The 13,098-nt window shown below is 56.7% G+C and carries 11 protein-coding genes; 7 read left to right on the top strand and 4 right to left on the bottom strand.

Annotated elements, in window-relative coordinates:
• Positions 1 to 118 precede the first annotated feature (118 nt).
• On the bottom strand, positions 119 to 856 hold the full coding sequence (locus tag ACFPM8_RS19925) for an LOG family protein (RefSeq protein ID WP_379000201.1): 738 nt from the start codon (positions 854 to 856) through the stop codon (positions 119 to 121).
• Here ACFPM8_RS19925 and polA point away from each other — a divergent pair, their 5' ends adjacent.
• The 3 genes from polA (at position 857) to ACFPM8_RS19910 (ending at position 5,569) form a co-directional block, all read left to right on the top strand.
• Positions 857 to 3,634, top strand: a complete 2,778-nt coding sequence (gene polA, locus ACFPM8_RS19920; RefSeq protein WP_379000199.1) for a DNA polymerase I — start codon at positions 857 to 859, stop codon at positions 3,632 to 3,634.
• 126 nt (positions 3,635 to 3,760) lie between these two features.
• Positions 3,761 to 4,645, top strand: coding sequence for a dienelactone hydrolase family protein (locus ACFPM8_RS19915; protein ID WP_379000198.1), 885 nt, complete (start codon positions 3,761 to 3,763; stop codon positions 4,643 to 4,645).
• Between the two features lie 165 nt (positions 4,646 to 4,810).
• On the top strand, positions 4,811 to 5,569 hold the full coding sequence (locus ACFPM8_RS19910; RefSeq protein WP_379000276.1) for a ZIP family metal transporter: 759 nt from the start codon (positions 4,811 to 4,813) through the stop codon (positions 5,567 to 5,569).
• Positions 5,570 to 5,624: 55 nt separating this feature from the next.
• Here ACFPM8_RS19910 and ACFPM8_RS19905 read toward each other — a convergent pair whose 3' ends face one another.
• Positions 5,625 to 6,491, bottom strand: a complete 867-nt coding sequence (locus ACFPM8_RS19905; RefSeq protein ID WP_379000196.1) for a sulfurtransferase — start codon at positions 6,489 to 6,491, stop codon at positions 5,625 to 5,627.
• 127 nt (positions 6,492 to 6,618) lie between these two features.
• On the bottom strand, positions 6,619 to 7,722 hold the full coding sequence (locus tag ACFPM8_RS19900; protein WP_379000194.1) for an aromatic ring-hydroxylating oxygenase subunit alpha: 1,104 nt from the start codon (positions 7,720 to 7,722) through the stop codon (positions 6,619 to 6,621).
• Between the two features lie 231 nt (positions 7,723 to 7,953).
• On the opposite strand from ACFPM8_RS19900, the gene ACFPM8_RS19895 reads away from it, so the two are divergent.
• The 4 genes from ACFPM8_RS19895 to folE2 all read left to right on the top strand — a co-directional run bounded on the left by ACFPM8_RS19895 (position 7,954) and on the right by folE2 (position 11,930).
• Positions 7,954 to 8,220, top strand: coding sequence for an exodeoxyribonuclease VII small subunit (locus ACFPM8_RS19895; protein ID WP_379000192.1), 267 nt, complete (start codon positions 7,954 to 7,956; stop codon positions 8,218 to 8,220).
• Between the two features lie 41 nt (positions 8,221 to 8,261).
• Positions 8,262 to 9,152, top strand: coding sequence for a polyprenyl synthetase family protein (locus ACFPM8_RS19890; protein ID WP_379000190.1), 891 nt, complete (start codon positions 8,262 to 8,264; stop codon positions 9,150 to 9,152).
• A 5-nt stretch (positions 9,153 to 9,157) separates the two neighbouring features.
• Positions 9,158 to 11,029 carry a 1-deoxy-D-xylulose-5-phosphate synthase gene (dxs, locus tag ACFPM8_RS19885; protein ID WP_379000187.1) on the top strand — a complete coding sequence of 624 codons (1,872 nt, stop codon included), beginning with the start codon at positions 9,158 to 9,160 and terminating at the stop codon, positions 11,027 to 11,029.
• A gap of 97 nt (positions 11,030 to 11,126) precedes the next feature.
• Positions 11,127 to 11,930, top strand: a complete 804-nt coding sequence (gene folE2 / locus ACFPM8_RS19880; protein WP_379000185.1) for a GTP cyclohydrolase FolE2 — start codon at positions 11,127 to 11,129, stop codon at positions 11,928 to 11,930.
• A 70-nt stretch (positions 11,931 to 12,000) separates the two neighbouring features.
• Here the strand turns inward: folE2 and ACFPM8_RS19875 are convergent, their stop codons facing one another.
• A complete protein-coding gene (locus ACFPM8_RS19875; RefSeq protein WP_379000183.1) occupies positions 12,001 to 13,050 on the bottom strand; it encodes an SHOCT domain-containing protein in 1,050 nt (349 codons plus the stop codon).
• Between the last annotated feature and the right edge of the window lie 48 nt (positions 13,051 to 13,098).

The following is a 13,098-nucleotide window of genomic DNA, read 5'->3' as shown; positions in this document are numbered from 1 at the left end:
TTGGATGCCGTGATTGAAACAGGGTGAAAACAATTGGCCCATTGTAGCAAACCGCCTGCCTTGGTAGGCGATAACAGCCTATCAAGGCGGCCGTTTGCTACGGCTTCAAGGGACGGCCTTACAGCAGTACGCTGGTTTGTCTATCCTCTTCAGCCATGACGGTTTCTCCGGCTTCATAGAATGCTTCAACCGCTGCCAGAATCAAGGCCGGGTCGTCGATTACCTGGATCAGGTCCATGTCTTTTGCCGCAATCATGCCGTCGCCGACCAATTGCGTCCGGAACCATTCCAGCAAACCGCTCCAGAACGTGCTGCCGACCAGGATGATCGGGATATGACGGCATTTGCCGGTCTGGATCAGGGTCAGTACCTCAGTCAATTCATCCATGGTGCCGAAGCCGCCGGGCAGCACGATGTAGGCATCGGCGTAACGCACGAAGGCGACTTTGCGGGCGAAGAAGTGACGGAAACTCAAGGAGATATCCTGCCACTTATTGCCGCTTTGCTCATGCGGCAATTCGATATTGAGGCCGACTGACGGCGACTTACCTTCAAACGCGCCTTTGTTCGCGGCTTCCATCAAGCCCGGTCCGCCGCCGGAGATCACCGCATAGCCGGCATCCGAAAAACGGCGGGCGATATCCGAGCACAAAGCGTAATACGGGTTGTCCGGCTTGATGCGGGCGGAGCCGAAGATCGATACCGCGGGATTCAACTCGGACAGGCGTTCGGTCGACTCGATAAATTCTGCCATAATCGTGAACATATGCCACGATTCGCGCGCCTTCTTTGAGGTGGCGCGTTCGATGTCCGTCACTTGCCGCAACCGCGGCACATTTTTCCCGTTCAATTCCATATGCAAAAAACCCTACTGTTAGTTGATGGTTCCAGTTATCTATATCGAGCCTTTCATGCGCTGCCCGATATGCGCAATGCCGCAAATGAACCGACCGGCGCACTGTATGGGATCTTAAATATGTTGCGCCGCTTGCGCACCGATTATCCCGCAGCTTACCTCGCCTGTGTGTTCGATGCAAAAGGCAAAACCTTTCGCGACGACATGTACGCTGACTACAAGGCAACTCGGGCATCGATGCCGGAAGACCTGGTCAAACAGATTACGCCTATTCATGCTGCGGTGCGCGCGATGGGCTGGCCGATTTTGATGGTCGAAGGGGTCGAGGCCGATGACGTGATCGGCACGCTGGCGGTACAGGCGGTAGCGCATGGGATGGATGTCGTGGTGTCGACCGGCGACAAGGATTTGGCGCAGTTGGTGAACGAGCATGTGACGCTGATTAACACCATGAGCAACGAGACGCTGGACCCGGCAGGTGTCAGCGCCAAATTCGGCGTTCCGCCGGAACGGATTGTCGACTACCTGACCTTGATCGGCGACACCGTCGATAACATTCCCGGCGTCGCCAAAGTCGGCCCCAAGACCGCGGTCAAATGGCTGGCCCAGTACGACACGGTGGATCAGGTGATGGCGCACGCGGCCGATATCGGCGGCGTGGTCGGCGAGAACTTGCGGCAGGCGCTCGACTGGCTGCCGAAGGCGAAGGAGCTGGTGACGGTCAAAACGGATTGCGATCTGAGCGCTCACATGGTGTCGATTCCAGAGTCGCTGATAGCGCCGCAGCAGGACAAGGAAACGCTGATTGACATCTATACCCGTTATAACTTCAAGACCTGGCTGCGCGATCTGAGCACTGCCAATGCCGGTGGCGCGGCGGCCGGTCCGGTCCAGGCCGAGGCCAACGCTGCCGTGCCTGAGAAGGCGGTCAGCGCCGACCAGCCAGCGCAAAGCAGTCTGTTTGCCGCGGTAGCGCGTCATTACGAAACGGTCTCGACCGAAGCGCAGCTGGAACAATGGCTGCAGCGCATCGACCGCGCGGCATTGACCGCGGTGGATACCGAGACCACCTCGCTTGATCCGTTGACGGCCCAGCTGGTCGGAATTTCGTTGTGCTGCGAAGTCGGCAGCGCCGCGTATATCCCGGTCGCGCATCGTTACCAGGACGCGCCGCCGCAATTGTCGCGCGAGTTTGTCCTGCAAAAAATGCAGTCCTGGCTGGAAGACGACAGCAAACCCAAGGTCGGTCAGAACCTCAAATACGACAGTCATATTTTTGCCAATCATGGCGTGACCTTGCGCGGCATTGTGCATGACACCTTGCTGCAATCCTATGTGTTCGAATCGCATCGCAATCACGATATGGACAGCCTGGCGCTGCGCCACCTGAATCATCAGACCATTACCTTCCAGGACGTCTGCGGCAAAGGGGCATCGCAGATCGGGTTTGACGAAGTCGAAATCGGCCGCGCCACCGAATATGCGGCGGAGGATGCCGACATCACGCTGCAATTGCATCTGGCCATGTGGCCCCACATCGTCGACGACGCCAAGCTCAGGTTCATCTACGAAAAAATCGAAGTGCCGACTTCGGTCGTGCTGCAAAAAATCGAACGCAACGGCGTGTTGATCGACGCCGCCCAACTCGCTACGCAATCGCATGAACTGGGCAAGCGGATGCTGGAGATCGAGCAGCAAGCCTACGAGCTTGCGGGGCAGCCATTCAATCTGGGATCGCCGAAGCAACTGGGTGAAATCCTGTTCGAGAAGTTGAAGCTGCCGGTCGTCAAAAAGACGCCTTCCGGCGCGCCGTCGACCGACGAGGAAGTATTGCAGAAGCTGGCCGAAGATTATCCGCTGCCGAAGGTGTTGCTTGAGTACCGCGGCCTGTCGAAACTGAAATCGACTTATACCGACAAGCTGCCGAAGATGGTCAACTCCACGACTGGCCGGGTGCATACCAATTACGCGCAGGCGGTCGCCGTCACCGGTCGTCTCGCATCGAATGATCCGAATCTGCAAAACATACCGATCCGCACCGCCGAAGGCCGTCGCATCCGCGAAGCGTTTGTGGCTGCTGGCGACAACGTGATTGTGTCGGCCGATTATTCGCAAATTGAATTGCGCATCATGGCCCATATTTCCGGCGACGAAAACATGCTGCGCGCGTTTGCCGATGGCGAGGACATTCACCGCGCCACCGCCGCTGAAATTTTCGGCGTTACGCCGCAGGAAGTGAGTGGGGAGCAGCGCCGTTATGCCAAGGTGATCAACTTCGGTTTGATCTACGGCATGAGCGCCTTCGGCTTGGCCGGGAACCTGGGTATCGAGCGTGCCGCCGCGCAAATGTACATCGAAAAATATTTCATGCGCTTTGCCGGCGTCAAGCAATACATGGACCAGACCCGTTTGCAAGCCAAGGCGCAGGGCTATGTTGAAACCGTATTTGGACGCCGTCTGTGGCTGCCCGAAATCAACTCGCCGAACGGCCAGCGGCGCCAGGGTGCGGAACGTGCTGCGATCAATGCGCCGATGCAGGGCACGGCCGCCGATCTGATCAAATTGTCGATGATCGCGGTACAGGGCTGGATCGAAACCGAGCAGCTGAAATCCAAGATGGTCATGCAAGTGCACGATGAATTGGTGCTGGAAGTACCGCAAGACGAATTGGCGCTGGTGCGCGAAAAATTGCCGCAGCTGATGGCCGGCGTGGCGGCGTTGCGGGTGCCGCTGATTGCCGAAGTGGGTGTCGGCAAGAATTGGGATGAGGCGCATTGATCGTGGTGTAGGCGTCTGGCAGCGTGGTCGGCTAACGTCGGTCGGCAACAGAACGGGTTTGCGTCCGAAGCAGTGGATTCACGGAATTTTCACCGAAATGTATTCAATCTTTTCAGGAGAATTTTGATGCCGAATTTAAAAGAAGATTTTGATAGCCTGGTGGCAAAAACCAGTTGGTCCGACGATCTCGATCGCCGCACTTTTCTGAAGGCTACCTTGGGGACCGGATTTGCAGCGGCGGTCATGCCGGTATCGGCTCAGAGCTTGATCAAGACCGACACTGCCGGCCTCACTGCCGGTGCGGTCGAGGTGGAAGTCAATGGCCTAAGCGTGCCGATCTATCGCGCGCAACCGGAAGGCAAGCGCAATTTGCCGGTGATTCTGGTGGTCTCGGAAATTTTCGGCGTACATGAGCACATTGCAGATATAGCCCGTCGTTTTGCCAAGCTGGGCTATCTGGCGATCGCGCCCGATTTGTTCATTCGGCAGGGCAATCCGGCGGCTTTCGCATCCATCCCGGAGTTGCTGAAAACGGTAATTTCACAGGTGCCGGACGATCAGGTTTTGGGCGATCTCGATGCGTGTGTCGCCTGGACCAAAGATAACGGCGGCAATGTCGATAAATTGGGCATTACCGGCTTTTGCTGGGGCGGCAGGATCGCCTGGCTGTATGCCGCCCACAATCCGAAAGTCAAGGCCGCTGTGGCCTGGTACGGTCGCCTGGTGGGAGAAAAGAGCGCGCTCAATCCGAAGCAGCCGATTGATATTGCAGCGACGCTGAAAGTGCCTGTATTGGGTTTGTACGGCGGCAAGGATGACGGCATTCCGCAAGAAACCGTCAAGCAGATGAAGGACGCGCTAGCCAAAGGCAGCAGCAAATCGGAATTTGTCGTGTATCCGAACTCCGGTCACGCGTTCAATGCCGATTATCGGCCCAGTTATGTCGAGGCGGATGCCAAGGATGGCTGGATGCGGACATTGGCCAGGTTTAAGAAATATGGCGTGAGTTGATCGGGGGCAATGCGCTTGCCGTGATTGGGAAGCAACTCAGAACACTAGTTCAATTAATCGCTTAACTAGTTTGCTCAAAATCATCAGGTGTGCTTTAATTTGCAACCCTGTTGCATTTGATGTTTTCCGCTGAGGCTTAAAATTAATTCCACACTTGTTTCGATCCTGCTGGCGACCACTATCGCCGGCGTTTTCAGTATTACAGCCGCGGCTATTTTTTCGTTCGCGTTGCTTTCCAAAATGGTCGAGCGCATGGTCAGCCTGTCGGTCGGGATCATGCTGGCGACTTCCCTGCTGCACGCATTGCCGGAGGCTTTCGAGTCGAAAGCAAACAGCCACACTCTCTTTGCCGTGTTGCTAGGCGGTTTGCTGGCTTTTTTTGTGCTGGAGAAATGTGCGATCCTGCGCCATTCGCATCATCACGAAGACGACGGTCATGGTCACCACCACGGCCACGACAAAAAAGAGGCGGGCAAGGCCGGCTGGATGATCCTGGTTGGCGACGGCCTGCACAACTTTACTGACGGGATCCTGATTGCCGCAGCATTTTTGGCGGATCCGCATTTGGGTTTGATCACCGGTTTGGCCATCATCGTGCACGAAATCCCGCAAGAAATCGGCGATTTCATCGTGCTGCTGAATGCCGGATTTACGCGTACCCGAGCCTATGTTTACAACTTGATTTGCAGTTTGATGGCAGTGATCGGCGGCTTGCTGGGTTACTTTACGCTGGAGCGCGGCATGGAGTGGATTCCCTACGTGCTGGTATTTGCATCGTCAGGATTTATCTATATCGCTGTCAGCGATCTGATGCCGCAGATGCAGCGTCGCTCAACCTTGCGCGAAACGATTCCGCAAATCGTGTTGATCGCCGTTGGTGTCGGCATCGTGTTGATGTTGACCCGTCACGCGCATCAGCACTGAAACCTGTTCAAGATCTTGCTGCGCGGCCCAATCTCGGGCCGCGTCCTTTGCTCAGTTAAGCACCGGTAGCGATCGGCCGGCTTGGATCCGAGCACCATTCGCTCCATGATCCTGGATAGAGCGCAGCGCCGTGCAGCCCGGCGATTTCCAGGGCCAGCAGATTATGGCAGGCAGTCACGCCTGAGCCGCACTGCATGACCGCGGTTTGCGGCTCGCTAATCAATTCGCTGAATTCTTCATGTAACTGATGACCGGGCTTGAAGCGGCCATCGGCTTGCAAATTGTCTCTGAAGAAGCGATTTTTTGCGCCGGGAATATGGCCGCCGACCGGGTCGATGGTTTCGTTTTCGCCGCGGAAGCGATCAGGCGCGCGGGCATCGACCAAGGTGCGCCGGAGGTTGGTCAGATTGCTCAGCACGTCATGCGCATCAACGCTGGCGACCAGTGCCGGTTTGAGACTGATGTTGCCGATCGCCGGCGTCGGCTCCACTGCGGAGAGTGTTTGTCCAGCGGCCAGCCAGGTCGCCAGTCCTCCATCCAGCACCGCGACCGAGGCGTGCCCGAGCGAGCGCAATAACCACCACAGCCGCGCTGCGTACATGCCGCCATGGGCATCGTAGGCAATCACTTGGGTGTCGTCGTTGATGCCCCATTTTCTCAATGTGGCGAGCAAGGCATCTGGCGCCGGCAATGGATGGCGGCCTTTGAATGTGCCGTCGGCAGTGTGTGTGGGACCTGATAAATCGCGGTCCAGATGAGCGAAACGGGCTTGCGGAATATGGCCGGCATCGTAAGCCGCGCGGCCGGCAGCAGGGTCGGCCAGATCGTGACGGCAATCGACGATGACCCAATTTGCTTGCTGTGCATTTTGCTGCAGATTGACGGCGGAAATCAGCGTCGTGTACGGGTGTGCTTGGGACATGGCATTCCTTTAATTTCCAATGGTTGTCAGGTTCTGCAATGGACGCGCCATATGTAACGGGCACGCCTGTTGTAATTATAGAACCTTGCCAACAAGCTGCCGCACAGACGGTGCAAATCCCCAGCGATCAAACCAATCCGGTCTGGCTCCGATACCACTCATGAAAATGCTGCATGCCGTCTTCCATCGGCGACTGGTACGGCCCCGTTTCGCTGGTGCCGCGTTCCATCAGGATCCGGCGTCCGGCATCCATGCGCAGTGCGATTTCGTCATCTTCGTCACAGGTTTCCATGTACGCGGCGCGTTCCGCTTCGACCAAATCGCGTTCGAATAGCGCGATTTCTTCCGGGTAATAGAACTCGACCACATTGGTGGTTTTCTGCGGGCCGCGCGGCCACAGCGTCGATACCACCAGCACGTGCGGATACCACTCGACCATGATGTTCGGATACAGCGTCAGCCAGATCGCGCCGAATTTTGGTACCTTGCCATTGCTGAATTTGAGAACCTGTTCCTGCCATTTCTTGTATGTCGGCGAGCCGGATTTCGCCAGGCCGTGATTGACGCCCACCGTTTGCACGCTGTAATCCTTGCCGAACTGCCATTGCAGATCGTCGCAGCTGACAAAGCTGCCGAGGCCGGGATGGAACGGTTCGACGTGATAATCCTCCAGATAAACCTCGATAAAGGTCTTCCAGTTGTAGTCGCACTCATGCACTTCGACGTGATCGAACAAATAGCCGCTGAAATCGAGGTCTTTGGCAACTCCCAATTGGCTTAGTTTTTGCCCGACGTTAAAGCCGTTCTGTTCGAACTGCAGGCCGTTCCAGCTTTGCAGCGGGGTTCTGGACAGGTTCATGCACGGCGTCTCGGCGAAGTGCGGCGCGCCGATCAGTTCGCCTTTCAGGTCGTAGGTCCAGCGATGCAGCGGGCAAACGATGTTGCGGGCATTGCCGCGGCCGTCGAACATTTTTGCCTGCCGATGTCGGCAGACGTTGGATATCAGTTCAATCCCCTGCGGATTGCGGACCAGCATGCGGCCTTCGTTTTCAGATGCCAATGTCGCGAAATCGCCGACGTTGGGCACCATCAGCTCATGGCCAACATAACGCGGGCCATTCTGAAAAAGTTGCTGAACTTCACGCTGTAACAGCGCTTCGTCAAAATAGACGTTGACCGGAAGTTGCGCGTCGGAGCGCGCGAGCTTGGAAAAGGTAGCCAGATCGGACATCCCCCACCCCCTAATGTGTTGCCAACCAAAGAGAGAAAGAATCCGCAAAAACCTGTGTTCAAACAATATGAAACGGAAATTTTGGACAGAACCGTAGATTATTGCATGAAAAATGGGGTAATTGATCGAAATTCGGCCGATTTATTTGAAAATTGGAAGGCAAACCCTTCAAAATTCAACGAGTTATAGAGGTTTGCTCTAAAATAGCGGGCTAAACTATTTATCGCTACTATGCCAAAAAATCCGATTTCCGCCAGTCGTCCCGCCTCTTTTGAACAGGCAATGGCTGAGCTGGAGCAACTGGTCGCTCAGATGGAAGCCGGCGAGTTGCCGCTGGAAGCATCCGTCGCCGCCTATAAACGCGGGTCGGAGCTGGTCAAATTTTGCGCCGACCAGCTCGACAAGGTCGATAGCCAGGTCAAAGTGCTGGAAGGCGACATGCTGAAACCGTTTGCTGCGGAAACCCTCAACGATCACAGCGGCGGGGCCGACGAATGACGCAAGCCGCTCAGGAACCAAGTTCGATACAACAATCATCAATGCAGCAATTCAGCGACTGGATGCATCAGGTGCAGGGCACGATGGAAGCCGCGCTGGCGGCATTCCTGCCGGAAGCGCACAGCGTCCCGCAGCGTCTGCACCAGGCAATGCGCTATGCGGTGCTGGATGGCGGCAAGCGAGTCCGGCCGCTGCTGGTATTTGCCGCCGGCGCATTATTCGATGCGCCGAGTGCCGCCATGCAGCGTGCCGCCGCCGCGGTCGAAATGATTCACGCATATTCGCTGGTGCATGACGATATGCCATGCATGGATGACGATGCGCTGCGCCGCGGCAAGCCGACGGTGCACGTGCAATACGATGAAGCCACCGCGTTGCTGGTGGGCGATGCCCTGCAGGCGCAAGCCTTCCTGGTGTTGGCCGAGGCTGACGCCAGCATCGATGCTGCGCGCCGCATCGCCATGCTGCAATTGCTCGGACGGGCCTCGGGTTCGCTCGGCATGTGCGGCGGTCAGGCGATCGACCTGGCCAGCGTCGGCCTGAGCTTGTCGCTGGCCGAACTGGAGCAGATGCACAAGCTGAAAACCGGCGCCTTGTTGCGCGCTTCGGTACTGCTGGGCGCCTGGAGCGGCAAGCCGCTGTCGGCGGCTGAGACCGACGCGCTGGAAGCGTACGGCACGGCGATCGGACTGGCGTTTCAGGTGGTCGACGACATCCTCGATGCGACCGCCGATTCGGCCACGCTGGGCAAGACTGCGGGCAAGGACGCAGCAGACAACAAACCGACTTATGTGTCGATTCTGGGTTTGGCGGAATCGAAAACATTGGCGGAAAAATTACGCAACGACGCCCATCAGGCGCTTGCGATTTTCGGGGACAAGGCACGACGCCTGCGTGAGCTGGCGGATCTGATCGTGCAGCGGAAAGCTTAGTGCATATGAACTTACTCAATACAATAAACAGCCCGGCAGATTTGCGGACGCTGACACGGGCTCAACTGAAGCCGCTGGCCGACGAGCTGCGCGAATTTGTCATCGATTCGGTGTCGCAGACCGGCGGCCACCTGTCGTCCAACCTGGGCACGGTCGAACTGACGATTGCGCTGCATTACGTTTTCAATACGCCGGAAGACCGGATCGTGTGGGACGTCGGCCATCAAACTTATCCGCACAAGATCCTGACCGGGCGTCGCGATCAAATGAAAACGCTGCGCCAGCTGAACGGCATTTCCGGTTTTCCGCGACGCAGCGAAAGCGAGTACGACACTTTCGGCACCGCGCATTCCTCGACCTCGATTTCCGCAGCCTTGGGGATGGCCCTGGCGGCCAAGACCAAGGGCGAAACCGAGCGCCATGCGATCGCCGTGATCGGCGACGGCGCAATGACGGCCGGCATGGTGTTCGAAGCGATGAACAATGCCGGTGTCTACGACGACATCAACTTGCTGGTGATCCTGAACGATAACGATATGTCGATTTCGCCGCCGGTGGGCGCATTGAATCGTTATCTGGCGCGGCTGATGTCGGGCCAGTTTTATGCCAAGGCCAGGAACGTCGGCAAGTCGATCTTGCCGGGGCCGGTGCTGGAGCTGGCCAAGCGTTTCGAAGAGCATGCCAAGGGGATGGTGGTGCCGGCCACCATGTTTGAAGAATTCGGCTTCAACTACATCGGCCCGATTGACGGCCATGACCTGGAATCGCTGATTCCGACCTTGCAAAACCTGAAGAACCTGAAGGGCCCGCAGTTCCTGCACGTGGTGACCAAAAAAGGCCAGGGCTACAAACTGGCGGAAGCCGATCCGGTGCTGTATCACGGCCCCGGCAAGTTCAACCCGGCAGAAGGAATCAAGCCGGCCGCGGCCAGCAAAATGACTTACACCCAGGTCTTCGGCGACTGGCTGTGCGACATGGCGGCAGCCAACGACAAATTGATCGGCATTACGCCGGCGATGCGTGAAGGCTCCGGCATGGTGCAGTTCGAGCAGCGCTTTCCGCAGCGTTATTACGATGTCGGCATCGCTGAACAGCACGCCGTGACATTCGCTGCCGGCCTGGCTTGCGAAGGCTTGAAGCCAGTCGTGGCGATCTATTCGACCTTCCTGCAACGCGCCTACGACCAGTTGATCCACGATGTGGCTTTGCAAAACCTGGACGTGACGTTTGCGCTGGATCGTTCCGGCCTGGTCGGCGCCGATGGCGCAACCCACGCCGGCAACTACGATATCGCGTATCTGCGTTGCATCCCCAACATGGTGGTGATGGCGGCTTCCGACGAGAACGAGTGCCGGCAGATGCTCTCCACCGCGTTCCACTACAACGGCCCGGCGGCGGTGCGCTATCCGCGCGGCGCCGGCGTCGGCGCTGCGATCGATCCCGGCTTGGCTACATTGGAGCTAGGCAAGGGTGAAATTCGGCGTCAAGGGCAGAGCATAGCGATTCTGGCGTTCGGCTCGATGCTGGCGCCAAGTCTGGCTGCCGCCGAGCTATTGAATGCAACGGTCGCCAATATGCGCTTTGTCAAACCGCTCGACGTGGAGCTGGTGCTGGAACTGGCCAAGACCCACGATGCATTGGTGACAGTGGAAGAGGGCGCGATCATGGGTGGCGCCGGCGCCGCTGTGGCAGAAGCGCTGGCAGCGGCAGGATGCGTCAAACCGATCTTGAATTTGGGCTTGCCGGACCGATTTATCGACCACGGCGATACCGCCCAACTGCTGGCGCAATGCGGTCTGGATGGGGCAGGCATTGCCGCTTCGGTCTGGCAGCGTTTCGGTAATGGCCAGCCGCGCATGGTAGTGAACCAGAACTAATCTGTGGGCCACTTCTAAAGCCGTAGCGAGCGGCTGCCACTAATAACGATCAAATCAGACCGCTGCGGCGGTCTGCCATTAACAGGCCAAACAATCAATGAATACCCGCGACCACAATCTGACGATTCCCGATGTGCAAAGTACCGTAGATACCCGACGTGTTGCGATTCAGCGTGTCGGCGTGAAAGGGGTGCGCTATCCCGTCACGATCAAAACCGCCGATGCGGCGCAGCCGACCATCGGCAGCTGGAATATGTATGTGCATCTGCCTGAACAGGTAAAAGGCACCCACATGTCGCGCTTCATTGCGCTGCTGGAGGGGCTGGAAGGGCCGCTCGATGTGCACTCGTTCGGCGACTTGATGCGCAAGATGGTGACTTTGCTGGATGCCGACAGCGGCCGCATCGAGCTCACTTTCCCGTATTTCATCAATAAAACGGCACCGGTATCCGGCGTCCAGAGTTTGATGGATTACGAAGTCGGCTTGACCGGCGAAATCAAGCAGGGCGTGCTGGAAGTGACGCTGAAAGTCATGGTGCCGGTAACCAGCCTGTGCCCTTGCTCGAAGCAGATTTCGGCTTACGGCGCGCACAACCAGCGCTCGCATATCACGGTCAATGCGGTGCTGGAAGGCGATATCCTGGTCGACGAGTTGATCGCCAGGATCGAGGCGCAAGCATCTTGCGAATTGTACGGCCTGCTGAAACGTCCCGATGAAAAATACGTTACCGAACGTGCTTACGACAATCCGAAATTCGTCGAAGACCTGGTGCGTGACGTGGCGGTAGCGCTGAATAATGAACCGCGTATCGTCGCCTATGTATTGGAAGCCGAAAACTTCGAATCCATCCACAATCACTCGGCGTATGCGCTGATCGAGCACGATAAGCGCGGCAAATAATTCGGATAGCCGGATTTTTGAGATGCCGATTCAAAAAAAGAGACGCTAGCGTCTCTTTTTTTACGTCCAATTAAAAGTCAGCATCGTCAAGCGGCCATACCTTCGGCTCGACATACACCCATTCCTTTTGGTCAAACGGAATTTTCCAGGTTTTCCTGGTCAGTTTTTTTCCATTTTTGTCGCCGGTCACGGTGAGCAATAGTGGGTAAACTTTTTCATCGATGACGGATGCATCCATTTCCAGCTTGGTTTCTATCGATGACACTTTATTAGGATCGCTCATGGCGCCTGAGTTATCGTAACTAGCCGTGAGCATATGTGCCAGATCTCGAATTCCCTTGCCGTACGGCGCCAGAATGGCGTATCTGCTTCCGCAATACCCTTGATGGCAATCGCTCCAGGTGCTTTGCCAGCCTATATAGTCCGATGCCCCAAGTTTGATCAGCTTCCAAGGCGACGGCGGCTGTCTGTCCGCGCCTATCAGCATTTTAGGATCGCTAGCGATAATTTCTGGCTGCCCGTCATGGTTTTCCAGAATGAAAGCGCCAACCATGCCGGGGGTCAGATGTCCGCCATCCGGATGGCCCTCCTCGTCAACGGGTTCACCTGCTGCCAGCACATATACTCGCTCCCCCGTCACTGAAGTTATTTTTTCAGCGTGGACCAGTTTCATGCAGTAGTTCTGGCTACTTTCATCATCGATGGCAGGCCAACAGGCAGTTTTTTGATCGTATTGGCCATAAACCTTATCCAGCAGTTGTTTCGAAGGAGCTTGCAAGTCGGCGGCTATGGTCGGCGCTTCCGTGTCGTCTTGCGCTGTCGGCTTTGGCTCTGAAGTGCCGGCCGTACTCGGCTGGTCGGCGATTTGCTCCGGCTTTCCAATTTTCTCAATGGGCACGGATTTGGTCGGTGGGACTTTGCCAATATCACCATATTGAAAAGCGATGAAGGCTAAAGCGATAAGCGGAAGCAAAGCCCAAGGCCAGCGACGGCGCTTCTTTTCCAAGCGCGGCTGTTCGCCATCAAGCAATTTCTTTTTCAGGGACTCAAACTCGTCAGCGGTGATGGCGCCCTTATTTTTTAACTCGTCCAGCTTTAATAATTCGTCAGATACGCTCATTTATTTCGCCTTTGCCCACATAGGGTGTGCCATTTTTAATGGGCGAAT

The sequence above is a fragment of the Paraherbaspirillum soli genome (assembly GCF_042654985.1).
GTDB classification, from domain to species: domain Bacteria; phylum Pseudomonadota; class Gammaproteobacteria; order Burkholderiales; family Burkholderiaceae_D; genus Paraherbaspirillum; species Paraherbaspirillum soli.
Note: the sequence above shows the minus strand (reverse complement) of the source record. Positions and strands in the feature narration are given on the sequence as shown.